The following is a 25,980-nucleotide window of genomic DNA, read 5'->3' on the forward strand; positions in this document are numbered from 1 at the left end:
GGCGACAGGGGTTTTGCCGGAGGCGAAAATAGATAAATATTTTTAAATGCGGGCATAATAGACAGCAAATTCATATGCAGCCGTACCGCCATGTACCTGACCAGCGACGCAACCGTGCGCAATATCCTGATCGTCGACGACTCTGCATTCGAGCAGCGCATGCTGGTCGACCTGCTGAGCGAACTGCCGTATCGCGTATCGGTGGCGTTCAACGGCGAGCAGGGCTACCAGCTGGCACTGTCGCAGCGCCCCGACCTGATCCTGCTGGACGTGCGCATGCCGAATATGGACGGCTATGCCTGCTGCCGCCTGCTCAAGGCCAATCCGGCCACGCGCGACATTCCCATCATCTTCGTCAGCGGCATCGACTCGGCCGAGGACCGCATCACGGGCCTGTCCATCGGCGGCGTCGACTTCGTCTCCAAGCCGTTCACGCCGGGCGAACTGGCAGCACGCATCCACGTGCACCTGAACCTGATGCGGCGCGACCCGGCGCCATCCATCGATGCGGCCGGGCCGGCCGATCCGGAACTGGTCACCGTGCAGGCAGCCATGCGCCTGATCGCCGATAACCTGGGCGCCCTGCCCACCCTGGCCGAAATCGCCCGCAGCGTCGGCACGTACCGCGAAAAACTGAGCCAGCTGTTCCGCGCCCATACGGGCAAGACCGTGTTCGCCTTCATCCGCGAGGAGCGCATCGCGCGCGGCCTGCAGCTGCTGCGCGAAACGGAGATGGATATCCAGGACATCGCCCTGCTGCTGGGCTTCAAGAGCGCCGGTAACTTCGCCACGGCGTTTCGTGAAAAAATGGGCATCACGCCCAGTGCCTACCGCCATTCGCAGCCGGAAGACAGTAATTCATAGACCTTCAGGTCTAGAAAAAATCGCCGCAGATAAAGGCCACGGCCACTTGTTTCGAAAATAAGTATACATCTTGGTCTAGTTTGCTTATGCTGTCCAAAACACGAGGACAGCATGAGCAATCGAACCGACACGCCAAAACCGACCAGCGCCGAGCTGGAACTGCTGCAGGCCCTGTGGCCGCTGGGTGCCGCCACGGCGCGCCAGCTGCACGAAACCCTGCGCGAAACCCGGCCCGACCTGGCCTACGGCGCCGTGCTGCGCCTGATGCAGGTCATGCACGGCAAGGGCCTGTTGATCCGCGACGACAGTCAGCGCTCCCACATCTATGCACCGGCCCATCCGCGAGACGCGCTGCAGACCAACCTCCTGCAGGACCTGCTGCACCGCGCTTTCGCCGGCTCGGCCAAGGCGCTCGTGCTGGCGGCGCTGAAGACGGGCATCTCGCGCAAGGAGCGCGAGGAAATCGAGCGGATGCTCAGGGAGAGCGACGATGACCGGCACTAAACGGCGGGAGGCACGGGCATGAACGCATGGGTCGAAGCGGTGGGCTGGACACTGGTGCACTTCCTGTGGCAGGGCGCCCTGGTCGGGGCCGTCACGGCCGCCGTGCTGCAGTCGATGCGGGGCGCGCGGCCGCGGCAGCGTTACCTGGTGGCCTGTGCCGGCCTGCTGGTGTGCGCCCTGTGGCCGGCGCTGCAATTGTTCGAGCGGATGCACGAACTGGGACCCGTGTATGCCACGCCAAGCGCGGCGGCACTCCGGGAGGCGCCCATGTCGCACGCGCTGGCACTGGGACAGTACCTGGACTGGATCGTCGCCGCATGGCTGCTGGGCGCCGCCGCCCTGGCCCTGCGCACCGTGACCGGCCTTGCCTGGATCAGCCGGGCCGCGCGCGATGGCCGGCGCGATGCCGCCTGGCAGGCGCGCCTGGAGGAACTGGCGCGGGCGATGGGCATCGTGCGCACGGTGCGGCTGCGCATCGTCGACGGCATCGCCGGCCCGGTCACGGCACTGTGGTGGCGACCCGTCGTGCTGGTTCCGGCCGCGCTGGTGTCGGGCATGCCGCCGGATCTGCTGCAAGCGCTGCTGGCGCACGAACTGGCCCATATCCGGCGGCACGACTATCTCGTCAACCTGCTGCAGGCCACCGTCGAGACGCTGCTGTTCTACCACCCGGCCGTGTGGTGGATTTCACGCCGCATCCGCCACGAACGCGAGCTGATCGCCGACGATATCGCCGCGCACCACGCGGGCGGCCCGCGCCGGCTGGCACGCGCCCTTTCCGAGCTGGAGAAACGCCAGTTCACCCACCCCGAACCGGCCCTTGCGGCCAATGGAGGAGACACGATGGAACGCATTACCCGACTGCTGCGCCCCACCCCTCGCCCTGGCCTGCGCGCCAGCCTTGCCGCGGCACTGCCCGCCCTGGCCCTGGCCGGCGCCTGCCTGGCCGGGCTGGCCCACGCGAATGGCGCCGCGCCCAACCTCGACGGGGCGGTGGAAAAGCCGGACAAGCGCGCCGTGGTCGACTTCGGCTCCTGCAAGAAGCCGGTCTGGCCCCAAGCCTCGCTGGCGGCGCAGAACACGGGCACCGTCACCCTGCGCTTCCTGGTCGACAAGGACGGTGCCGTGGCCGATTCGCGCGTGCACAAGTCGAGCGGCCATCCGGCGCTGGACGAGGCAGCCCGCGAAGGCATCGCCAAGTGCCACTTCAAGCCCGCCGTGGCGAAGAATCAGCCCGTCAAGTCCTGGGTCATGATGCAGTACGTCTGGATGCTCGAATGAAGCGCGGACCGCTGTTGCTGACCAATGCCCTGCTCTCCGTGCTGGCGCTGCTGGGCGCCGCCACGGCCCACGCGGCGGACCTGCCGGCCTACCCCTTCGTTTCCACGTCCGGCAAGGCGCAGGCCTGGCTGCCGCCCGATATCGGCGAGCTGCGCTTCGAGACGGGCGCCCAGCACACGGATGCCGGCGTGGCCGGCGCCACGCTGGCCGAGCTGTCGGCCGCCATTGCGCAGGTACTGGCGGAACACGGCATCCCGGACGCGGACATCGACAGTTCCGACCTGGCCATGAAGACGGTGGAGCTGAGCAAGCCAGCCGCGGACGGCGCCATCCGTGCCCACGCGGTGGCGCGCCACTACGCGGTGCGGGTGCGCGACCTGGCCCGCTGGCCCGGCCTCGTGGCGGCGATGCTGGCGCGCGATCACGTCGACAGCATCAGCGCCTCGTTCGACCGCACCAACAGCGCCCAGCTGGACCGCGACCTGATGGCGCAGGCGGCGCAGGATGCCCGCGCCAACGGCGCCTTGCTGGCGCAGTCGTTCGGGCGCCAGCTGGGACCGGCCACGGCGATCGCGCGCGGTCCGCTGGAGCGGGTATCGGCACCCTTCGTGGCAACACAGCCCGGCCATTCGCGCTCAGCCCAGGCCGCACCGGCAGCGGGCAGCTATGCGGTGCCGCCCTCGATTCCGTTCGCCCAGTCGGTGACTGCGATCTTCCGGCTGCAGTAGGTCACCGCAGCTTCTTCAGGCGGCGGCGCGCATCTGCCGCCCCCACCACCACCACGACACCACGGCATTGACCCAATACGCCGCATACAGCACGGCCGTCAGGTGCAGCCCCCGGCTGGCATACAGCGGCACCGAAATCGTATTCACCAGCAGCCAGACCGGCCACGTCTCGATGCGCCGCGCCATCAGCAGGAACTGGGCGATGACGGAAAAGGCCAGTACGGCCGAGTCGATGAACGGGGCGTAGGCGTCCGTGAACTGGCGCAGCATCAGGCCGTAGGCGACGGTGGCAGCAATGCCGGCGGCGGCCATCGCCAGCAGCGAGCGCACGCTGGCCGACGTGATCGGCAGCGGCTTGCCACCGGCGCCGCGCAGCCACTGCACCCAGCCGGTGATGCAGGTGAGGATGAAGAAGACCTGCAGGGCGACGTCCGCATACAGGCGCACTTCGTAGAACAGCACGGCGAACAGGGCGCAGCCGATGATGCCGAGCCACCAGGAGTGGACGTTGTTGCGCCCCGCAAGCACGATCGACACGGCCATGATGGCGTTGGCGGCAATTTCCAGTGGCGTCACGGGGGCGTCCTAGTGAGGTGGGACCGCCATTGTCACGGATGGGCGGGCAACTGGCAATCAAGTGGATGATTGCGCGATCATTTATGCGAATGCCAATGGTATAGTGGATTTTTCACGTCCGCGACCTGCCATGTCCCTGCGCCTCCCGTTGTCCATTCTCGCGCTGGCCGCCTTGTCAGGCTGCCAGGTCGCTCCCCAGGCACCGTGGCAGCCCGACCGGGGCGACGGCAGCTACCGCAATCCCATCCTGCATGCGGATTACTCCGACCCCGATGCGATCCGCGTGGGCGAGCGTTACTACATGACGGCGTCGAGCTTCAATTACGTGCCCGGCCTGCCGCTGCTGGAGTCGACCGACATGGTCAACTGGAAGCTGGTCGGCCATGCCCTGCCGCGGCTCGTGCCCGAGGCGGCGTTCGCAGCGCCCGAGTACGGCAAGGGCGTGTGGGCGCCCTGCCTGCGCTGGCACGACGGCAAATTCTGGATCTTCTATCCCGACCCGGACCACGGTGTCTACGTCATCACGGCCGAAAAATTCGCCGGTCCGTGGAGCGTACCGCACCTGCTTTTGCCCGGCAAGGGCATCATCGACCCGACCCCGCTGTGGGACGACGACGGCAATGCGTATCTGCTGCACGCGTGGGCAAAGAGCCGGGCCGGCATCAACAATATCCTCACCCTGCGCAAGATGGCCCCAAGCGGGGGCACCCTGCTCGACACGAAGGGCACGGACATCATCGACGGCAACCGCCTGCCCGGCTACAGGACCCTGGAAGGGCCGAAGTTTTACAAGTCCAATGGCTGGTACTACGTGTTCGCGCCCGCCGGCGGCGTGGCCGAGGGCTGGCAGAGCGTGTTCCGATCCCGCGCGATCACGGGGCCGTACGAGGAACGCATCGTGATGGACCAGGGCGGCAGCGCCGTCAACGGCCCGCACCAGGGCGCGTGGGTGCAGGCGCCGGACGGCAAGGACTGGTTCTTCCACTTCCAGGACAAGAAGGCCTATGGGCGCATCGTCCACCTGCAGCCGATGCGCTGGACCGACGGCTGGCCCGTCATCGGTGCCGACGGCGTCCGCCCCGGCGTCGGCCAGCCGGTCGCGTCGCATGCGAAGCCGGTCGCGGGCGGCACCATTGCCGCGCCACCGGCGGGCGACGAATTCGACGCCCTCACCCTCGGCCTGCAGTGGCAATGGAATGTCAATCCGAAGCCGGAATGGGCGTCGCTGGCGGCGCGCCCCGGCGTGCTGCGGCTGGCGACGCAGGCCGTGCCCGCCGCGCGCGACTATGTGCGGGCGGCACCCATCCTGTCGCAGAAAGTGCCGGCGCCCGCGTTCACGGTACAGACCCACGTCGCCCTGGACGGGGCCCGGGACGGCGACCGTGCCGGCCTGATCGTCGACGGCATGCAGTATGCGTGGCTTGGCCTGCGCAAAAGCGGGACGGCGATGCAACTGGTCTACACGGAGTGCGCGCCGTTCGTGATGCGCTGCACCGAATCGGGCGAGGTGCTGCTGGCCGACAGCCCGTCGGCCATGCACCTGCGGCTGGACTGGAAGGATGGCGCGGCCGTGCAGTTTTCGTACAGCGTGGACGGCAGGACGTTCACGCCGGCGCCGCGCGTATTTCAAGCGACGCAAGGACGCTGGGTGGGGGCCACGCTTGGCTTGTTCAGCGTCGGGGAACGCGCCGGCGGCTACGCCGATATCGACTACTTCCGAATTACGCCCTAGGGTTACGCCGTAGGCGCCAGGCACTGCAGCACCGCCAGCAACCCGCCGATATCGGCGCCGCTGTCCTGTCGCAAGGTGCACGGTGCCAGCTCCCGTACCGCGAAGTCATGCCGCACCGCCAGCGCGCGCACGTAAGCGGGCGTGTGCGCATAGCGTCCCGACTCGCGCAGCGCGAATCCGGTCGATCCCTCCTTCAGCGCCTCCACCGAAAACACGAACAGCCCGCCAGCGCGCAAGGCGTCGCGGGCGGCACCGAACACGCCATCGAGTTCGCCCACATACACCAGCACGTCGGCCGCCGCCAGCACATCCCATTGCGCGCGCGCCGGTTGCAGGAAGGCCGTCAGCTCGGCGCAATGGAGCTCATCGTAGACACCCGGCTCGCGCGCCTGCGCCAGCATCGCGGCCGACAGGTCGACGCCTTCCAGCCGCCGCGCCAGGGGCCGCAGCAGCGGTCCACACAGGCCCGTGCCGCAGCCCAGGTCGAGGATGTCGAGCGCGGCGTCGCCGGCCGGGAGGTGCCGCGCCAGCGCGTCCACCAGCAGCGCCGGCGTGCGGTACCGCAGCACGTCGACCAGGTGGCGGTCGAACTTGTGCGCGTACTGGTCGAACAGCGCTGCGACATAACCAGGCGGGGACGCCTGCGGGGCCGGCGCGGCACCGAGCGCGGCCAGCATATAGTCCACCGTCTCCCCATCCGCACCGAACTCGCGCGCCAACCGGTAAGCGTGCACGGCTTCTTCCTTGCGGCCCAGGGCGCGCAAGGTGTTCGCCATGCCCAGCTGGGCGCGGGCGTAGCCGGGACGGGCCGCCAGCGCCCGGTCGTAGCTGGCCACTGCCGCGTCGAACTCGCGCAGCCGCAGCAGCAGGCCGCCACGGCCGCACCACGCTTCGGCATGGCCTGGCTTCAGGCGCACGGTACGCTCGAACGCCTCCAGCGCGTCGTCGACCTGGCCCAGCGCCTGCAATGCCAGCGCCGCGCCATACAGGGCTTCCGGGTAAGCCGGTACCAGCGCCAGCGCGCGACCGTAGCTGTCCAGCGCATCGGCGGGCCGATCGAGCCGGCGCAGCGCATTGCCCCGGTTGCACCAGGCCATGGCGTAGTCCGGCTGCAGCGCCAGCGCCCGTTCATAGCTGGCCAGCGCATCCGTTTCCCGGCCCAGGTCCTGCAGCACCGCGCCCAGGTTGCAGTGGGCGATGGCCTTGCCGGGGTCGACGGCGATGGCGCGCCCGATCAGGTCGAGCGCGGCCTTGGGCGCCTTGCCCTGGCGCGCCGCCACGCCGGACAGGTGCAGCGCATCGAAATTGACGGGGTCCAGCCGCAGCACGGCGGCGTACAGCGCATCGGCCTGGGCCAGCTCGCCGCGCTGGTGGTGCGCGACGGCCTGCCGCAACAGGCCGGGAATATCGGGAACGGTCATGGCGCGTATTGGATCACATATCTGTCACATGCTGGTAAACGGCCTGTCATATTGGATGGGCACAATACGTCTCGCTCAGTGGAGAGGGCAACACCTGGCGGCGCAAGCTGCCACTACCGGCGCCGGCGGTCGGGAAATATACCGGCACCAAATTCCCCTTCTTATCGTCGCGTGCGCTGCCGGATTTGTAACGGCAGGCGCACAGGCGGCGACAATTCGTGACTTTTACCCTGATACGCGGTGCTAAACTTTACGAAGCATCAAACACGTGCGCCGGGCCAATGGCGCTCTTTTGTGTAATCCGGCTTGCTCATTCGCGTAGCGGATCGATGAAGGAGGAAAACCATGAAGAATTATGTTGTCCTGAGAAGCAGCCCCGACGCCAGCCGTGGCGTCCAGCCCGGCCACGCCGGCACGAGATTGCTGGAAACCCTGCGACCGGCGGCCAAGCCGGAAATCACGGTCGAACGCATGTCCGAGCGCGAGCTGGCCGAAGTGCGGGCCGAGCCGGAAGTTCGCCTCGTCGCGCCGGCGATGCCGACCCGCCTGATCCAGCCCTTCGACAGCAGCGCCGGCCCGGCTGCGGCGGACAGCTGGGGCGTGTCCGCCGTCGGCGCCGACAGGAGCCGTTTCAGCGGCGCGGGCGTGACGGTCTGCGTGCTCGACACGGGCATCGACGCCACCCATGCCGCCTTCAACGGCATGAACCTGGTGACACAGGACTTCAGCGGCGACGGCATCGACGACGTCGTCGGCCACGGCACCCACTGCGCCGGCACCATCTTCGGGCGCGACGTGGGCCAGCGCATCGGCATCGCGCGTGGCGTGCAGAAGGCACTGATCGGCAAGGTGCTGGGCAATGACGGCAGCGGCAGTTCCGACATGCTCTTCAACGGCATGACGTGGGCCCTGCAGCAGAAGGCCGACATCATCTCGATGTCGCTGGGCTTCGATTTCCCCGGCATGGTCGAACAGCTGGTGGGCGGCGGCATGCCCGTCGCGCTGGCGACGTCGCAGGCGCTGGAAGCCTACCGGGGCAACCTGCGCATGTTCGACGCCATCATGGCAATGCTGGACGCGCAGGGCGCCATGGGCATCGAGCCGCTGGTGGTGGCGGCGGCCGGCAACGAAAGCCGGCGCGACGAAAACCCGGACTTCCGCATCGCCGTCTCGCTGCCGGCGGCGGCCAACGACGTCGTCTCCGTTGCCGCCATCGGCCGCAGGAACAACAAGCTGTTCGTGGCCGACTTTTCCAACAATATGGCCCGCATCAGCGCCCCGGGCGTGGATATCACGTCGGCCTTCCCCGGCGGCGGCCTGCGCACCTGGAGCGGCACCAGCATGGCCTGCCCGCACGTGGCCGGCGTGGCGGCCCTTTGGTGGGAAGCGCTGCAGAGCGAAGGCCAGCAGGCCGACGCACGCACCGTGGCGGCACGCCTGTCGGCCAGCGCGCGCCGCGACGTGTTCGGCCCGGACATCGAGGCCATCGATATCGGCGACGGCTTCCTGACGTCGCCGGAATAGCCGGTATCGGTCAGGCCAGGGCGGCGTCCATTCCAGTGGGCGCCGCCAGTCCCGCCTGCAGTACGAACGGATAGATGCCGCGCCGGTGGCCGTCGTCGAAGCCCAGGCTGACGGCGTAATGGCCGACCGGCTCGATTGCCGTCAGCCGCGTCGTGGTGGCGGCGGCCACATCGCCTCCCGACCGCCGCAACGCCCCGCAGCCGGCGCTGATGGCGCCGATCTGCACGTCGGCGTGGCCCAGCGTGATGCCGTAGTCGCTCTCCAGGATCAGGAAGGTGTCACGCCCGGCCAGGTCCTCGCCGCGCAGGCGCTCGCCCACCTGGGGCGGCAGGTAGGTCACTTCGAACGATACGGGCGCGTTGTCGAGGTAGCGCACGCGCCGGATCTCGCTGACCTGGGCGCCCGCCTCTAGGCCCAGCCGCTCGGCTACCTGGGCCGCGGCAGGCAGCAGCACGTGGCTGACGACCTGGTTGACGATGCGGTGGCCGCCCCGCGCCATCGCTTCGCCGAAGCCCTCCAGCCGCGCCAGCTCCTGGCTGGGCCGGGCGCCGGCGACGAACGTGCCCTTGCCCGCCACCTTGACGATCAGGCCCTCGTTGCGCAGATCATCCAGCGCCTGGCGCACGGTGATGCGGCTGACGGCGAAGATGGCGCCGATCTCGCTTTCGGCCGGCAGCCGCGCCGCCGGGGCGTAGGTGCCGTCATTGATGCGCTCGCGCAGGCGTTCGCGCACCTGGGAGTACAGCGGTATTGCAGAGTGTTCGAGGGCGCGGAAGGTCATGTGGTGTCCTGGCATGTCCTGTCATGACAAGCCATGACGTTGCAAGGATGGTATCGACGCGGCCCCGGCCTTGGAACGAATGGTTTTGTGCCTGCTGATGCGCGCGGCACCTGATGCGGCGCGCGCATATCGATATGCGCGAAGGAGAAAACGCCGGCGGGGCGGCTTCGTTTATGATGGCGTCCTCGCAGCTCCGGCCCGAACGCCACGCAAACGGAAATACCATGGAAAGCCACACCGACAGGAAGAAAATACGCTGGACCCCGCGGCCCCGCGCCCGCCCGGGCTTGCACGTGAAGACGGAGAAGCTGCCGTTCCAGCGTCCCGTCATCCCCCACGCCGAATTCACGGCCAGCGCCATCATGGCGGCCGAGCGCATCGACGTGCGGGCCATCTCGGCCTTCGAGATCATCGCCAAGTCGCCGTTCACGGTAAAGCTGGGCCAGGGCGGCATCGCCGCCATCTTCCGCTACGGCGCCGTGGTGCTGTTCAACGCCTCGCCGCAGGAAAAGGCCCGGCTGCTCGACACCCTCGCCGCCCATGCCTCGGGCGCGGGCGATATCAATGCCGAGGAAGTGTCGACGATCCAGGTCAGCCCGGACGAGGAAGAAGGACCGTCCGGCCCGTGCATCAAGATCAAGAACGCCGACCGCCTGCGCCTGCAGCTGATCGCCGAGGTGATGGCGAAAGCCACCATGCTGTCGTTCCAGGAACGGCGCGCCGCGCGCGACTTCGACCTGAGCGAACCGCTGGCGCGCGACCTGGCCGAAGACGGCCGCTTTTCCGCCAAGCCGGCCGAGCTGCTCAAGGCGGTGGGCAATATGCTGCTGGCGGAGAACCGCTTGAATGGCCGTGCCGGCGTGCTCGATCGCCCCGACCTGCTGTGGGATAACCCCGGCCTGTCCGGCCTGTACGCCCGCCTGGAAGGCGATTACGAACTGCACGACCGCGCCGCGGCGCTGGACCGCAAGCTGACCACGCTGTCGCACACGTCGGAAACCCTGGTGGAGACGATGCGCTACCACAGTTCCCATCGGCTGGAAGTGGCCATCCTGCTGCTGATCTTTACTGAGCTGTGCCTCGGCCTGTACGGCCACTTCGGGCACTGACTCGTCACTGAGCCGCCACTGCAGGGCGGTGTCGAAAATATATTTTTCGTCTGCTGCATCCAAAGCCGGTGCCCCGGCGTAGTGATCGTATCAACGTTGCGCCGGCAGCATCGGCGCCGCTGTTGAGCAATCACTCAACCATTCAGGAGGCACCACCATGACCGTTTCCAAGCTGATCCTTTCCCTGCCCGTCACCCTGGCACTGGCCGCCTGCGGCGGTAGCAACAACCACCATGACGATATCGTGCAGGTGCCGACGCCGGTACCCACCACGCCGGCCGTCACGCCGGGCGACGTGTTCGTGCTGACGGCCGGCGGCAAGCTGGTGTCCTTCGACCGCGCCACGCCGGGCACCCTGCGCACCAGCGTCGCCATCACGGGACTGCAGGGCGGCGACAGCCTGGTGGGCATCGATTTCCGCCCGGCCGACGGCATGCTGTACGGCGTGGGCAGCGGCGGGCGGCTCTACACGATCGACATGACGACGGGCGCGGCGACGTTGAAATCGACCCTGACGGCCGACACGGCCGACACCACCCAGCCCTTCACGGCGCTGGCCGGCACGGACTTCGGCGTCGACTTCAACCCCGTGGCGGACCGGCTGCGCATCGTCGGCAACACGGGCCAGAGCCTGCGCATCAACGTCGACACGGGCCTGGTGACCACGGACGGCGCCATCAACGGCGGTGCCGCCAACAGCGCCATCACGGCGTCGGCCTATACCAACTCCTTCGCCGGCACGGGCAGCACGACCCTGTACGGCATCGATACCGTCAATGACACGCTGTATACCCAGAACCCGCCGAACAACGGCACGCTGGCCACGCCGGTGGCGCTGGGCATCGATGCCGGCAGCGCCAACGGCTTCGATATCGACGGCCGCAGCAATGCCGCCTACCTGCTGGCGACCGCTGGCGGCGTGCGCAATCTCTACACGGTGAACCTGGCGGCGACATCTGGCGCGGCCACCCTGGTCGGCGCCCTGGGCGTGACGGAGGACGTGCGCGGCCTGGCCCTGCGCCCCGGCGCGGCGCCGATGGTGTATGGCCTGACGGACGACGCCCGCCTGGTCGCGTTCAAGGCGACGACGCCGAACACCCTGGCCAGCACGGTCGCCATCACGGGCCTGAACAGCGGCGAGACACTGCTGGGCATCGACTTCCGGCCGAAGGACGGGATGATGTATGGCCTGACGTCGGCCGCACGGATCGTCACGATCGACGCCGCCACCGGCGCGGCCACGGCCAAGGCGACCTTGATGGCCGATGCGGCCGATACCAGCGCGCCTTACACGGCCATTACCGGCACGGCATTTGCCGTCGATTTCAACCCCGTGGCGGACCGCCTGCGCGTGATCGGCAACATGGGCCAGAGCCTGCGCATCAATGTCGACACGGGTGCGACGACGACGGACGGCGCCATCAACCGTGCCGGCGGCACCGCGCCGATGGTGGCGGCCGCGGCCTACACCAACAGCGTGACGGGTGCGACGGCGACGATGCTGTTCGACCTGGATAGTGCGTCGGATGTGCTGGCCCTGCAGAATCCGCCGAACGACGGCACCTTGACCAACGTGGGCGCCCTGGGCCTGGACAGCGCCGGCGATGGCGGCTTCGATATCGCGGGCGGCGCCAACGGCTTGGTGCTGGCGGCCCTGCGCACGGCCGCGGGCGGTGCCAGCACCCTGTACCGGATCGACCTGGCCACGGGCGCGGCGACGCCGGTCAACGGCGCGGCCGACCCGAAACTGTCGGCCATCGGCAGCGGCACCGCGCTGCGCGACATCGCCATCAAGTAAGCAGGCAAGCTAAATTGTCTTGACGGCCCGGCCGATGAACAGGATCGGGCCCGTCGGCCGGCCGATCGGCGAACCCTGTTCGGGCTCCAAGGTGATCTCGAACAGCTGGTTCGGCTGCAGCGGCGGCAGCTTGTCCAGCTTCACCTCGAACGGCCGGCCCGGCGTGACGAGGCCCAGCGACACGGGCCCCTTCCAGCCGTCCGCCTTGGTCCACAGCTGCAGGGCCTTTTGCGGCGGCACGGCCGTCTGCACCAGCTGCTCCAGGCGCAGGGTACGGCTGTCGCTGACCTTGACGATCCAGCCCGGCGCCATGCTTTGCGGCTGGGCCAGCACCACCATATAGGTAGGCGGCGCATCCACGCGCACGCCTATCACCACGGCCATGATGGCGGCGGCGGTCAGGCCGCCGGCAGCCAGGGCGCGCCACAAATTCAGTCCATTCCACCACGGCGTCGCCGGGCGCGCGGGCGGTGCCGTGCTGCGTTCGATGCGGGCCCACAGCGCCGCCGAAGGCGTCACGGGTTCGGCCAGGCCGGCCAGCGGCAGCAGCCGTTCTTCCCAATAGCGCACGGCGGCGCGCAGCGCCTCGTCGTGCACCAGGGCCTGTTCGACTTCGCGGCGGCGCGCGGCGGACAGGGTGCCCAACACATACTCGCCGGCCAGTTCGTGGGGATCGTGGGGATCGCGGATCGGGTTCATACCATGCACTCCCGCAGCGCCGTCAGGCCCCGCTTGATCCAGGCCTTGACGGTGCCCAGCGGCGACTTCAGGCGCTCGGCGATTTCGGAATGGCTGCAGCCGTCGACATAGGCATACAGGATGCTGTTGCGCTTGGCCGCGTCGAGCTGGGTCAGGCAGTCATGCAGCCGGCCCAGGTTGTCGCGCAGCTCGAAGGCGTCCGCCATTGGCTGCTGCAGCGCCGCTTCGGCGTCGATGGCGTCCAGTGCATCCTCGCTGGCATGGACCTGGCGCGCGCCATTGCGGACCGCGTCGAGGGCGCCATGCCGCACGATGCTGTAGATCCAGCCGCGGCCTGCGCCGCGCGCGGCGTCAAAACTGCCGGCGCGGGTCCAGATGTTGACGAAGGCATCATGCACCACGTCCTCGGCGGCCTGCCGCTCGCGCACGATGCGCAGCGCCACGCCCAGCAAACGCGGGCTTTCCTGCAGATACAGCGACTGCAGGGCATGCCGGTCGCCGCGCGCACAGGCGCGCAGCGCGGCTTCGTAGTCGAATGGGTCGGTAGCAGTCGTCACGGGCAGCGCGTTGGGTGGAGGGCCGGTACCATGTCCCGGGCGTGCCACCGATTATATAGACCAATCGCCTTCCTAGGACGTCACCGTGTAATTGACGATCACCAGCAGCTCGCGCAGTGCCGGCGCCAGGGCCGTGCCGAGAGTGACCGGCGTATCGAGCGCGAAGCCGGCCGCCGTGGAAGCGAGCAGGCCGGCCAGCTCCGGTTCGGCGGCGGGATTGAGCGTCACCGGCGTGCCGGCCACCGTGATCACGTGGTTCGCTGGAGCGCCGTCGACCTTGGCGATCAGGCGCACCGCGCTCAAGGCCAGCGCATGGCCGGCCGTGAAGTACGGCAGGTCCTGGGCCGACAGGGTCAGGTCGGCGCTGCCCACCGTTGTCAGGCGATGCCACACGTCGGGGCGGTCGCGCCGCAGGTCGAAGGCCTGGAACAGGCCGGTGCGCCCCGTCTTCAGGGCCAGCGTGTTCAGGCGAACGCGCAAGGTATTCGCCGCCAGCGTGCGCAGGCTTCCGCCGCCGTCGCGCGCCGTGTACTGGAAGCCCAGCACGACGTCGGAGATGGTGCCGTAGTCGAACGGACGCAAGGTCGGGGGCAGTTCCAGCACGTATGTGCCGATCACGCCGCTGCCCTCGAACGGCAGGTAGCGGTCGTCGTCGAAGTTGAGCCCGAACAGGCCACTGTCCTCCTGGCCCCGGCTGGTGGCGATCGACTGGATGGCGCCCACGTTATAGCGGAATCGGCTGTCACCGGCCGGGTCTTCCGAATAGGCCGTGACGTCGTCCGCCGCGCCCGCACGCCGGCCCGTCTCGACGCGGATGCGGTTCGACGTCTGCGTCACTTTCAGCGGCACGCCCGTGTACGGCCCGGCCACGCAAGGCACCGTGACCTGCAGCGCCTTGATGCGGCGGAAGTAGTGGCCAGGATGCTCCAGGTCGAACACGGCTTCCGGCACCTGGATGGTGCAGCGTCCCGACATGCGCAACTCCGTCAGCGCGGTGGGATCGAGCCGCGCCAGCGACAACTGCGAGACCAGTTCCCGTTCGCGTACATTGCGCGCCAGCCAGGCGGCGCTCATGCGCCGCAGGTCGGCATTGAGCTGGTCCGCAGCCAGCAGCCCCTGGCGCGCATCGTTCCACTGGCCGGGGCGGATGAACACATCGATGCTTCCCAGCTCGAACTGGAAGCAGCGCTCGGCCGCGCGCGCCGCCTCGAAGGCCAGGTTGTACATCTGCCTGGACAGGCCGCGCAACTGGCCGGCACTCCAGTCGAACAGTTCGCGGCTGGTGAACTTGGCGCGCAGGTAGGCTTCCTCGGCGGCGCCTTGCTGGCGGCGCACGCCATGCACCCGCAGTTGTTCGACGGCGATGTCGCGGCGGATATTGGCCAGCCTGATTTCGATGTCGGCCCGCTCCATTTCACGCTGGGCCGCGCGCGCCGAATTCTGCCAGTCCTCGTGGCGCACCTGGTAGCTGCCCTGGTGGTCCAGCATGGCGCCGGCCTTTTCCAGTGTCGCGCCCAGCGCGCCCACCGCGCCGACGACGAAGTCGCGCGCGCTGGACGAATAATCGCGTCCGCCCGTCTGCGCGTTGACGGTGGGCGAGCCGCCGAAACCGGCCGCCCCCAGCATGAAGCTGGGCACCAGCGACAGGCCGCCAGCCGCGGCGTAACCGATCGCCACCACGGCCTGCAGTGCCGTGGCAATGCCGTACGAGACCACCGCCGCCGTTTCCCAGCCGTTCATGTACGGACGGCCAAAGTAGAAGGCCTGGTTCTCCGCATGGCCCTGGCGCGCCTTCTGCGCGCTGGCGATGGTCTCGATTGCCGCATCGCGTTCCAGCTCCAGCGCGCGTACCTGTTCGGCCAGCAGCCGGCCTTCGTGTTCCGCCTTCAGCCGCTGCAGCCCCTCGTTGTCGCGCGCCGCCAGGGCCTGCTCCAGCCGGCCCGCGAACGACGCCGCCACGTCGGCCAGCTCGATGGCCTGGCGCAGCATGACGCGGAAGCGATACGGCGGACGCGGCGCGCTCAGCGCATCCAGGATGGCCGAGATCGACAGGCCGGAGGCAGCCGCCTGCAGCAGCGCTTCCACCGACAGCGGTGGTGCGAACAGCGACAGCTCCCGCTCGACGCCGTCGATATTGCGGCTGTTGCGCAGGTTGAACTGGCGCTCCGCCAGCGTGTCCCACAGTTCGAACAGCTTGTCGCTGGGGGGAATGCAGAAGTACAGGCTTTCCAGGCTGAGCGGCAGCGGCGGCAGTTCGGCGCCGCCGTGCGGCAGCACGGACGGATCGGGCAGCAGGTTTTCCAGCTTCGCCAGGGCATTGCCGAACAGGTCGAGCCGTTCCGCCAGCTGGTTGTAATTCTCGGGCGGCACGGGGACGGCCGGCGGCACCACGCGGGGCCGGGCTCCCAGCAGCCGTTCCGCGCGCGAATAGTCGAGCGAGGCCATGACCAGGTCTTCCAGCTGGTCGCGCCGGAAGTAGGCGTCGCCACGGCGGATGAACAGGCGTGCCGTCAGCTCGACGATGGCCTGCTGGAACGCCACGGTGCGCGAGCGCGCCACAAGGTAGGGCTTGAACGGCGCACGCCGCCATTCCAGTACCGCATTGGCCAGTTCCGTTTCGATGACGCCGTTCGGATCGTGGGCAATCCGGCCAAGGATGGTATCGATCAGCTGCAGGCCGTACTCCGCGGCGCCGCGCTGGAAGAAGGGCTTGGTGTTCCAGTAGCGCTGCGGGGCCGGATCGTTCGACGAACCGCGTGGATCGAAGATATAGCGCAGCCACGTCTCGGCGGCGTCGTAGCCTTCCACGTCGTCGGCCTCCATCATGCGCGTTGCGATCAGGTGCGGCGCATGATAGGTCAGCTCCCAGTTGATGTCCGAGTATGCGCTGGCGCGGTCGAACTCCAGTTCCTCGCGCGGGAACGGCGGCAGGATCACCGGCGCCGGCGCGTGGCCATTCAGCGCGTCCTCGAACACGAAGCCACCCTGGTGCAGCTGCGTGCTGCGCGCCAGCAGGGCCGGTATGCCGCCCCGGAAGAACTGCTGGCGCAAGTGGCAGGCCAGTGGATGATGGAAGTTGCGTACCACGATGCCGTAGCGGGTACCCCGGTAGCTGTTGAACTCCTGGACGATGCGCTTGTACTCCGGATCGTCCAGCAGGTCGGCAATGACGGCATCCTTGTCGGCCTGGGTGGGCGCGGCCGCCAGCAGCTGCAGGTACTTGATCGTCAGCAGGAAGACGTCGACCACCAGCTGGCGCACGTCGGAAAAGGTCTTGGCGGTGGTGCGCTCGCCTGTCTCGGGATCGAGCTCGCCGTAGAAACCGGGAATCAGGATGAAGCCGCGCCGGTTGTCCTCGTAGAAGAAGGGCATCAGGGTGCCGAAGATCAGGATGGTGAAGTCGCGCGAGTGCTTGCCCGTGGCGCCGGCCAGCAGGGCCGACAGCAGCCGGTCCAGCTCCGAAGCCTGGTACGGATAGGTGACGCGGAACGCGGCCGGCGTCTGGCCGACGGTGCGGCCGAACAGCAGCTGGAAGCCGCTGCCCCCGAACACGCTGGCGTAGGCCAGTTCGTCGTCCGCATCGAGTTCCTGTTCCTGCAGGCGCTGGCCGCGCGGCGCCGTATCCTTGAACAGCGGCAGAAGGCGGATCAGGTCCCCCGTGCCGGCGCGCGCTTCCGGATAGCCCTTGCAGCCGGTCAGCAGGAAGCTGCCGACGTGACGCAGGTAGGGCCAGATGTCGGCGTGGTAGACGCTGACGGAGAACCGTTCGGGGTCGGGCGAGACGCCCAGCACGATGGTCTTGCGGTCGAGCGGCGTGACGTCCTTGGGGGTCGGAATGGGCGTGTCGGCGACGCGGCGCGGCAGCCACTTCTTGCCCGTGTACTCGCTGACGGCCAGGCTGATTTCCGTCCAGCGCAGCGGTCTTGGCAAGGGCTGCGTGGCGGCGCCGCTGGGCTGCGGGAACGGCAGGCTCTGGGTTTCGTCGCCCTTCTCCGTGAACGTGGCCCAGGCCAGGTACAGCCGGTTGTTGCGGAAGAAGGCAATCAGGTGCTCGCCCGTGATATCGAGGTCGATCTTGCGCCACGGCGTCCAGCTGCGTTCGCGCTGCAGCATGCGGTGGTAGTAGCCGCGCGGGTCGCCGCCCTTGGTGGCCGCGAACACGTGCAGGTTCTGCAGGTCGAAGTCGTAGCACGTCGCCAGTACGTCGAGGAAGGCGATGTCGTCCAGCCGGTCCAGGTAGCCCTCGAACGCTGCCTCGACGTTTTCCTCGGTGACGTCGTTTTCCATCAGGTGCCGTTCGAAATCGGCGAAGGCTTCCGTCTTGTCGTCGCGCCATTCGGGGCGCAGGTAGTACTGGGCATCGACGAAGACCTTGCGGCCCACCTCCCACACGCGGTAGTTCTTCATCGAGTCCCACCAGCGCCAGTCGGGATCGTTGTCCAGGTCGGCGACGGCGGCCGGCTCCAGTCCTTCGATGCAGCGGCGCAGGAACAGCTGCACCGTGCCGTGCGCGTGCACCAGCCGCGACGACGGCATCCTGGCGGACCACTCGGTATCGGTCAGCAGGTAATCGTACAGGTCGGCCTTCGTCGGCAGTGCCGGATGGGTCGTCAGCACCTGCGTGACCAGCGCGTCGCGCTTGCGTTCACGCAGCGGGTCCATCAGCGTCTTGAGCACGCCGAACCAGTCGGCCGGATCGTGGCGGGTGCGCAGCACGCGGCGCGCGGCGGCGGCATCGGTGGGGCCAAGATTCTCGGCGCAGAAGGTGAAGGCCTCGGTCACGTCCGTGCCCAGCGCATGCACGGCCAGCAGCGCCCTTTCGTCGGCAAGCCAGGTGCCGGGATGCCGGTAGTCGGCCAGCGTGCGGCCGAAGTGGGCCGACACATCGCCCAGCAGGCCGCGCGGCCAGCCCGTCAGGATGGCCAGCCGGTCCAGCAGCGGCGCCGGCGCGGGCCCCGCGCCCAGCGCCAGGTCGAATACGGCCGCCACCGTGACGGTCACGCCTGGCTGGCCGGGCATGTCCACCGCGGGGAAGCGCCGTGCCAGCGCGAACACGTCCACCAGGTCGAGCCAGCTGTCGAGGGCAATGACGGCGCCGCCCGTCTCGAACGGCAAGGTGTCGAGGGCCAGCCAGCCCAATCCCGGCCCCTTCGCCAGCAGGAACGCCAGCAGTTCCGGCACCGGATCGAAAGGGGTAGCCAGCCCGGCCACGGCATGCGCCAGCCGCAGCGCGCGGTACAGGTTCGGCGTGCCTGCCGGCGTGATGGCGACGGCCGGGTTGGCGATGTCGCCCGTCGTCAGCAGGCCCGTCAGCGCTGTCGGCACAGCGGCGATGGCCAGGCGCACGCCGGCGAGCAGCACGTCGGCCAGCGCCCGCTCGGTGGCCGTCACGGCTTGCAGCGCCACGGCCGCGGCATCCAGTGCAGCTGCCATGCGGGCGTGATCGGCCAGGCCCTGCATCAGTTGCTGCAGCAATGCCTGGCGTTGCGGCTCGGCGCCCAACGCGGCCACCAGAGCGTCGATGGCGGCCTTGATGGCAGCGGCGTTGGGCAGGGCCGCCAGCAGGTCGTCGATCACGTTCTTGGCCGCCGCGCCCATGGCGGCGGTGGGCGGCTCGGCCCGGACCAGGTCCGTCAGCCGGGCCATGGCGCCGGCATCGAGCGCGGGCCAGCGTTGCAGCAGCAGCTCCAGCGCGGGAATCTGCTCCAGCGCCGTGACGCCGGCGTCGTACGGCGACGCATGCTCCGCCTGGGCCTGCGTCAGCGCGGTGCGCAGCGCCAGCAGCGCGGTCGTGATGGCGCTGTCGGCCAGGTCCCATTCGGCCAGGTTGGCGGCGCGCCGGGCCAGCCGGTATTCCAGTTCGACCAGCGGCACGGCCGCCGCATCCACGCGCCGCGCCGTCTCCACCAGCGCGGCCAGTTCCGCCGCGCCGGCCAGCGGGTCGGCCCCGGACAGCCGTTCCAGCATCAGGTAATCCGGCATGCCCAGTCCCAGCGCGCGCGCCAGGCCGATCCGGCCGAAAGCAGCGGCCAGCGCCGCGGCGCTCAGCACCGGATCGGGGCCCAGCAGCGCGGCCGTGCCGAGGTGCGCCACCAGCAGGTCCATGTCGGACGTGCCGACGCCGAAGGCCAAGGCCAGGTCCTCGGCCACGGCCGCCAGCCGCAGCGCGGGGCCGCCGGCCTTGCCGAAGTCGTACGCCAGCGCCGCCTTGCTGCCGGTATCCGTCAGCCCCGCGCCCTGGTACTCATGGTGGCGCTCCTGGGTCAGCACGGCGTACCACGGCCCTCCCTCGTACAGCGCTGCCACCGACAGCAGGGCAGGGCGGGCGCCGCCGGCGGGGCGTTCCTCGTTCATGCCGCGAGTGGCGCGCAGCGACCAGCCGTGCCAGCGCGGCGTCCACAGGTGCACGCTGTTGGCCTGGCGCCGGTCGAACGAGGCCACGTCGCTCACATTGTCCGCGCTGGAGGCGGCGCCATTGCCCAGGATACTCATGTAGCCGGCCGTGGTGGGGTAGAACGGATCGAGCGCCGACGTGGCCCCGTTGTAGGCCGTCGTCCAATGGCCGGCGAACAGGGTGCCCCAGCGGCTTTCCAGGCCGACGCGCGTGTCGCGCTGTGCGATGGCGCCGGCGCCCGTGTCCAGCGCCAGCGTGCCCTCTACCTGGAACAGCGCCTTGACGCCGTCACCCAGGTCCTCGCTGCCCTTGAACCCGATCACGGAGCGGTTGTTCGACAGGCGGGCGAGGGAGCCCGCCGGGCCGTGGACAGTTTCGGCTGATGCGTTCAGGCGGCCGTAGAGCTGGACCTGCGCGTGGGCGCCGGCGGTGGTTGCCAGCAGTAGCGCGGCGCACAGGGGAATGGTGGTCTTCATGCCGATAGTGTGCGCGGCGCGGGGCCTGGCCGGCATCCCCCATCCGTGGGCGCCCGCGGTCTCGCGGCGGCGGGGCGCGGCCGGGGCTTAGCTGATATCATGCTGGCCTTTTCCAGCAAAGACAGCGGCCATGGACGAATCGAACGAACACCACGAAGAACACGAGGGCGAGGATGCCCTGATCCAGGAAGCCCGCGTCTGGCAGGGCCAGGGCTGGACGGCAAGAGTCATCAAGAACGAGGATGACGAAGGCTGGGCCGTTGCCATGATCAAGGACGGCGAGCCGGAACCGGCGCTGGTCGGTCCCTGGACCATGGGCCGCGACAAGAAGAACCCGAAGCCGCTCGATATCTCGGCCTTCCACACCCTCGTCAAGACGGCCAACGAAGTGCTGCGCCGCCATGAGCAGCAACTGCACGCGCGCCTGCACAAATCGCTGCGGGTCAACACGAACGACGGCGCCGTCACTGTCAAGCTCGACATCGTGCCGGACGAAGACGATGCCTACGCCATCCTGACTGCCGTCGACCAGTTCGGCGAAGAGCTGGCCTCGGTACGGGTGCGGCCCGACTTCAAGCTCACGCCCGGCAGCGCTGAAAGCTGGATCGAAGGCGGCTTCAGGAAGCCCTAGATTTACGGCGGACCACTGTTGCATTTCGGTTCCCCGCGCTGGCTTGTGCCGGTGTAGCCTGATATATTGCCCGGATGCATTAATTTCAGGGAATATCGATGGAAGTCCGTCTCCGCCGTCTCGAAGCTGTCCAGTCCATGCTGCTGGAAATCGGGCAGCTTTCCACCAGCTGTACCGATATCGGCCAGTTCCTGCGTGCCGTGCACGGGGCGCTGGGCCGCATCATGTACGCGGCCAATTTCTACGTGGCGCTCAACGAATTGGACGGCGATCCGCACGAGGTGCGTTTCGTGTACTACGTCGACGAGATGGACGAGTCGCCGGACCCGGACGAAGTGAGCCTGCTCGCTTCGCCGGACGAGTCGCCCACGGCCTGGGTCATCATGAACCGGCAGCAGCTGGTGATGACGGCCGCCGAGCACCATTCGCGCCAGCGCGACGGTGACCTGATCGGCCAGGGCACGGTCGCCGAACACTGGATGGGCTGTCCGCTGCTGGACCAGGACGGCCAGGCGCTGGGCGCCATTGCCATCCAGACCTATGACACCGGCCACACCTTCAGCGAAGAAGACCAGGCCCTGTTCGCCCTGATCGCCAACCACGTTTCGTCCGCCCTGCAAGGCTTGCAGAGCATGGACCGGCTGGAACGGGCCGTGCGCGAGCGCACGCTGCGCCTGGAGCACGAAGTGGCCGAACGCAGCCGCGCCGAGAAGCTGCAGCGGGCGCTGTACGAAATCGCCAGCCTGTCCGCGTCGGCCTCCGACACGGGCGTGCTGCCGGGGCGCCTGCACGAAATCATCAGTGGCCTGATCACGGCCCGTAACTTCCTGCTGGCGCTGTATCACCCGGACACGGACGAAATCAGCATCCCGTATTTTGTCGACGAAAAGCATGCCGAGGCGCCCGTCAAGCGCTTCCGCTACGGCCTGGGCATGAGCTCCTACGTGCTGCGCCACAAGCGCGCCGAGCTGCTCGACGCAACACGTTACGCCGCGCTGGCCGGCGCCGGCGAGATCGACGAGCCGCTGGGCAGCGAGGACATCGCCAGCTGGATGGGCGCGCCGATGCTGCTGGGCGAGCAGGCCTATGGCGTCATCATCGTGCAAAGTTACGACGACTCCGTGCTGTACACCCAGGCCGACCTGGATATCCTGGCCTTCATGGCCAGCCATGTTGCCGTGGCGCTGGCGCGCATGCAGTCGGACCGCGCCATCCACCGCGCCAAGGCCTCGCTGGAAGAGCAGAACGCGGCCCTGAACAGCGCGCTCACGCGGCTGCAGGAAGCGCAGACGGAACTGGTGCGGCAGGAAAAGCTGGCGTCGCTGGGCCGGCTCGTGGCGGGCGTCGCGCACGAAATCAATACGCCGCTGGGCATCTGCGTGACGGCCACCAGCCACCTGGTGCAGGAACTGAAGCTGGTCAAGGAAGACCTGGCCGCCGGCCAGCTGGACGAAGAGGGCCTGAACGGTTTCTTCGACACCATCGACCAGTCGCTGCGCATCATGACTACCAATACGCAGCGGGCGGCCGCACTGGTGCGCAGCTTCAAGCAGGTGGCGGTGGACCAGTCCTCGGACAATATCCGCAACTTCAACCTGGCCAAGTACGTGGCCGAAGTGCTGCTGTCGCTGCAGCCGAAACTGAAGGGCAAGCCGATCAGGATCGACGTCAACTGCCCGAACGATATCCAGATGGAGAGCTTCCCCGGCGCCGTGTCGCAGATCGTCACGAACATGGTGGTGAACTCGCTGGTGCACGGCTTCGACGAAGACCAGGGCGGCACCATCCGCATCACGGGCAGGCTCGAAGGCGAGCATGTGCTGTTCGACTACAGCGACGACGGCATCGGCATGGACCAGGAAACCCTGGGCCAGCTGTTCGATCCCTTCTTCACGACGAAGCGGGGCAGCGGCGGCAGCGGCCTGGGCGCGCACATCCTGTACAACCTCGTCACCGGCCCGCTGGGCGGCACCATCAAGGTCAACAGCGCGCCCGGCATGGGCCTGCACTACCAGCTGCGCTTCCCGCGCGACCAGCGCAAAGGTAAGGAAAAAGCAGAGGAAAAAGCACAGGAAAAGGCAGACGTGCAGGCGTGAGCTACGGCCATCCGCGGGGCGGATGGCCGGTCAATCCTCAGTCACGCGGGAGAAGGTGAAACGCGAAGCTGCACCGAGCGGGACGCCGGTGGTGCCGGACAGCGCGTCCGCCGGCGGCCCATGCCGACTTAGTCCGGGAAGCGCTCGTTGATCGCCAGGGCCTGGTCGATGTTCTGGATCAGGAGTTCGACGAATTGCGGATCGAGGTGGTGGCCCGCCACTTCGCGCAGGTGTTCCGTGACCTGTTCGACGGGCCAGGCGTCCTTGTAGCAGCGCTTGTGCATCAACGCGTCGAAGACGTCGGCGACGGCGACGATGCGGGCATACAGGTGGATGTCCTCGCCCTTCAGGCCTTGCGGATAGCCGCTGCCGTCGTACTTCTCGTGGTGCTGGTGGGCGATGACGGCGGCCGCCTTCAGGATCGGGCGCTGCGAGCCGTCCAGGATCGACAGGCCGACGGCCGGGTGCTGCTTCATGATTTCCCATTCTGCCGCATCGAGCTTGCCGGGCTTGAGCAGCACGGAATCGGGGGTGGCGATCTTGCCGATATCGTGCATCGGCGCGGCGTGCTTGAGTACCGCCGTTTCGTCGTCCGGCAGGCCGGCCGCCTTGGCCAGGATGTGGCACACCTCGGCCATGCGGCGCACGTGGTTGCCCGCCTCGTTCGAGCGCGATTCGACGACGTCGCCCAGGCGCAGGATCAATTCGGCCTGGGTGTCCGTGATTTCCTGGTTCAGCAGGATATTGTCGAAGGCGATGGCCACGCCGCTGCAGAAGATCTCCAGCAGCTTGGTGTCGATCTCGTTGATTTCCTCGACGCCCTTGAGCACCAGCAGCGAGGCCTTGCCGCTGTTATTGTTCGGGAAGTAGCCCACGTAGGTATCGCCTTCCAGCCGCGAGATGCGGTTGCTCTTGGCCGCGTCCAGCTGGGCCAGCAGCGAAGGCGTCAGCAGCGAATCCTCGTCCTCGCCGATCTGGGCCAGCACTTCGTACGCGCTTTCGCCCGTGATGGCCGTGGCCGCGCGCAGGCGCAGCAGCATGCTCGTTTCCAGCCGCAGTAGCGCTACCACCTGCTGCAGCAGGCCGTTGGCGAAATCCTTCAGGTTGCGTTGCTGGAACAGGTGGGCGGACGCGGCGATGACCCGTTCCAGGCCCTCGCGGTAATGCATCTGCTGCTGGCGCGCTTCCTCGACCTTCATGATGTCGCGGTAGGCGCGCAGCGCGGCAAAGGTGGTGGTGAACAGCTTGGTGCGGTCCAGCTCCGTCTTTTCCTTGTAGTCGTTGATGTCGTAGTTGACGATCACCCGTTCCTCCGGCGCCTGGCCGGGCTGGCCCGTGCGCAGCACGATGCGGGTGAACTGGTTGTTCAGGTCCTCGCGCATCCACCGTGCCACTTCCAGGCCGCTGTCCTCGCGCTCCATCACCACGTCCAGGAAGACCAGGGCGATGTCCTTTTCGCGCGCCAGCACTTCCTTCGCTTCGGCGCCGCTGTACGCGTGCACGAAGGTCAGGGCGCGGCCATCCAGGCGGAAACGGTTCAAGGTCAGCTTGGTGATATCGTGGATATCGGGCTCGTCGTCGACCAGCAGGACTTTCCAGGGAGGCAGCTTGGGCGAGGCTGAAGACAAAAAAGACATAAGGGCTAATTCCGCAAATTGACGCGATCGGGGCTGCAATGGCTTATTTTTGCCGCGCATTTTCCAGGCGCGGTATTTTTTGATTGTAGCCCCGCATTCCCTTATTAACAACGGGCAATAAGAGTTTCGCCACGGCTTTACAACACTCTTCAGTACCGTTTTTGGCAGCGCTCGCACCAGAATGTGCGCCGCTTCGTCTTGCCCAGGTGGGCCTTGTGGAAGGCAATATTGCAGCGCGGGCAAATCCGCTTCGTGTGCGCCAGCCAGTGCTGCTTCAGCACATAGGCTTTTTTCCATTCGAGGAATTGGAAGCTGTATTGCCGGGCTTCCTTGACCAGTTCCCGCAATTTGGTGGCCGGCAGGGCGCCGACGGTCGATTCGGGATGCACCCTTATTCGGAACAGCACTTCATTCTTGATAATGTTGCCGACGCCGGAAAACACGGTCTGGTCCAGCAAGGCATCGCACACGAGCGTATCGGGCATGGCCCGCAGCTTCTTCAGCGCGGCGGCCGGTTTCCACTCGTCGGCCATCACATCGGCCTGCCACTCGTAGGCGTCGTCCAGTTCGCCCTCGACGGGCTTGATCGAGCAGGTGTAGAAGTTGAGTTCGCCGCCTTCCTCGAAAGCGAGCGACATGCGCGGCGTCGCGCCGTCCTTGCGTTCGTCGATGCGATAACTGCCGAACATGAGGAAATGCACACGCAAGCTGAACAGGGGCAATTCGATCAGGAAATGCTTGCCCCACGTCCGTACGGACAGGATCGGCTGTCCGGGCAACTCGTCATACGGCACCGTCGAACTGTTGCCGTGTGCCTCGGCAATGGTACGGCCTTCGAACGGCTTGGCTAATTCCTTCAAGATAACGAGCGACGGACCTTCCGGCATACTGTGCTCCGCAATAATGACGATAAGACAGTCTGCCCGTGAACGGCCCTGGCGGGCAGTGCGCGCACGCACACAAAAAGTTGCTGTAAAACCGGTGCCGGACTCCAGTTTTACGGCGGATCGACCCGTTTCAAGGCAACCAACCGGGCGAAAAAAAAGGCGCTGTGCCCCGGTCGCAAGGAACTTGTTGGCTCGACCATTGTCATACCGTAAGTTGGCATGAACCAAGACGGAGGTGGGCATGGAAATCGACGAGTACCAGTGCGTACGGACGCAGTGCCTGGC

General features: G+C 67.6%; 18 protein-coding genes. 10 read left to right on the forward strand and 8 right to left on the reverse strand.

Annotation, left to right across the window (positions count from 1 at the left end):
• Positions 1-90: 90 nt before the first annotated feature.
• The 4 genes from GM672_RS17035 (at position 91) to GM672_RS17050 (ending at position 3,377) form a co-directional block, all read left to right on the forward strand.
• On the forward strand, positions 91-864 hold the full coding sequence (locus GM672_RS17035; RefSeq protein ID WP_155471734.1) for a response regulator transcription factor: 774 nt from the start codon (positions 91-93) through the stop codon (positions 862-864).
• 111 nt (positions 865-975) lie between these two features.
• Complete coding sequence (locus tag GM672_RS17040) at positions 976-1,368, forward strand: BlaI/MecI/CopY family transcriptional regulator (protein ID WP_155471735.1); 393 nt, start codon at positions 976-978, stop codon at positions 1,366-1,368.
• Positions 1,369-1,386: 18 nt separating this feature from the next.
• On the forward strand, positions 1,387-2,649 hold the full coding sequence (locus tag GM672_RS17045; RefSeq protein ID WP_155471736.1) for a M56 family metallopeptidase: 1,263 nt from the start codon (positions 1,387-1,389) through the stop codon (positions 2,647-2,649).
• Complete coding sequence (locus tag GM672_RS17050; protein ID WP_155471737.1) at positions 2,646-3,377, forward strand: SIMPL domain-containing protein; 732 nt, start codon at positions 2,646-2,648, stop codon at positions 3,375-3,377. The genes GM672_RS17045 and GM672_RS17050 overlap by 4 nt, the downstream gene beginning before the upstream one ends.
• 15 nt (positions 3,378-3,392) lie before the next feature.
• Here GM672_RS17050 and pnuC read toward each other — a convergent pair whose 3' ends face one another.
• Entirely contained in the window at positions 3,393-3,953 is a 561-nt protein-coding gene (gene pnuC, locus GM672_RS17055) for a nicotinamide riboside transporter PnuC (protein WP_170300104.1), read from the reverse strand.
• A gap of 130 nt (positions 3,954-4,083) precedes the next feature.
• On the opposite strand from pnuC, the gene GM672_RS17060 reads away from it, so the two are divergent.
• A complete protein-coding gene (locus GM672_RS17060; protein WP_155471738.1) occupies positions 4,084-5,685 on the forward strand; it encodes a glycoside hydrolase family 43 protein in 1,602 nt (533 codons plus the stop codon).
• Between the two features lie 2 nt (positions 5,686-5,687).
• On the opposite strand, the gene GM672_RS17065 is transcribed toward GM672_RS17060, so the two are convergent.
• A complete protein-coding gene (locus GM672_RS17065) occupies positions 5,688-7,106 on the reverse strand; it encodes a tetratricopeptide repeat protein (RefSeq protein WP_155471739.1) in 1,419 nt (472 codons plus the stop codon).
• Positions 7,107-7,451: 345 nt separating this feature from the next.
• On the opposite strand from GM672_RS17065, the gene GM672_RS17070 reads away from it, so the two are divergent.
• Positions 7,452-8,630, forward strand: coding sequence for a S8 family peptidase (locus GM672_RS17070; protein WP_155471740.1), 1,179 nt, complete (start codon positions 7,452-7,454; stop codon positions 8,628-8,630).
• A gap of 10 nt (positions 8,631-8,640) precedes the next feature.
• On the opposite strand, the gene GM672_RS17075 is transcribed toward GM672_RS17070, so the two are convergent.
• A complete protein-coding gene (locus tag GM672_RS17075; RefSeq protein ID WP_155471741.1) occupies positions 8,641-9,411 on the reverse strand; it encodes a UTRA domain-containing protein in 771 nt (256 codons plus the stop codon).
• Positions 9,412-9,635: 224 nt separating this feature from the next.
• On the opposite strand from GM672_RS17075, the gene GM672_RS17080 reads away from it, so the two are divergent.
• Positions 9,636-10,520, forward strand: coding sequence for an RMD1 family protein (locus GM672_RS17080; RefSeq protein WP_170300105.1), 885 nt, complete (start codon positions 9,636-9,638; stop codon positions 10,518-10,520).
• Positions 10,521-10,677: 157 nt separating this feature from the next.
• Positions 10,678-12,318: a DUF4394 domain-containing protein gene (locus tag GM672_RS17085; protein ID WP_155471743.1), complete on the forward strand. Its 1,641-nt coding sequence runs from the start codon at positions 10,678-10,680 to the stop codon at positions 12,316-12,318.
• 9 nt (positions 12,319-12,327) lie between these two features.
• On the opposite strand, the gene GM672_RS17090 is transcribed toward GM672_RS17085, so the two are convergent.
• From GM672_RS17090 to GM672_RS17100, 3 genes are all read right to left on the reverse strand, one after another.
• On the reverse strand, positions 12,328-13,017 hold the full coding sequence (locus GM672_RS17090) for an anti-sigma factor (RefSeq protein ID WP_155471744.1): 690 nt from the start codon (positions 13,015-13,017) through the stop codon (positions 12,328-12,330).
• Positions 13,014-13,574, reverse strand: coding sequence for a sigma-70 family RNA polymerase sigma factor (locus tag GM672_RS17095; RefSeq protein ID WP_170300106.1), 561 nt, complete (start codon positions 13,572-13,574; stop codon positions 13,014-13,016). Before GM672_RS17095 ends, GM672_RS17090 begins: the two co-directional genes overlap by 4 nt.
• A gap of 72 nt (positions 13,575-13,646) precedes the next feature.
• Entirely contained in the window at positions 13,647-20,480 is a 6,834-nt protein-coding gene (locus GM672_RS17100) for a porin (protein ID WP_155471745.1), read from the reverse strand.
• Between the two features lie 94 nt (positions 20,481-20,574).
• Here GM672_RS17100 and GM672_RS17105 point away from each other — a divergent pair, with 94 nt between their 5' ends.
• Positions 20,575-21,075 carry a hypothetical protein gene (locus GM672_RS17105; protein ID WP_155471746.1) on the forward strand — a complete coding sequence of 167 codons (501 nt, stop codon included), beginning with the start codon at positions 20,575-20,577 and terminating at the stop codon, positions 21,073-21,075.
• 98 nt (positions 21,076-21,173) lie between these two features.
• Positions 21,174-23,171, forward strand: coding sequence for a GAF domain-containing sensor histidine kinase (locus GM672_RS17110; protein WP_155471747.1), 1,998 nt, complete (start codon positions 21,174-21,176; stop codon positions 23,169-23,171).
• Positions 23,172-23,299: 128 nt separating this feature from the next.
• On the opposite strand, the gene GM672_RS17115 is transcribed toward GM672_RS17110, so the two are convergent.
• Entirely contained in the window at positions 23,300-24,808 is a 1,509-nt protein-coding gene (locus GM672_RS17115; protein ID WP_155471748.1) for an HD domain-containing phosphohydrolase, read from the reverse strand.
• Positions 24,809-24,957: 149 nt separating this feature from the next.
• Positions 24,958-25,980 (reverse strand): DNA-formamidopyrimidine glycosylase family protein (locus GM672_RS17120; protein WP_308807447.1); only part of this gene is annotated, 1,023 nt, incomplete at its 5' end.

The organism is Pseudoduganella buxea (assembly GCF_009720835.1).
Taxonomy (GTDB): Bacteria; Pseudomonadota; Gammaproteobacteria; order Burkholderiales; family Burkholderiaceae_D; genus Rugamonas; species Rugamonas buxea.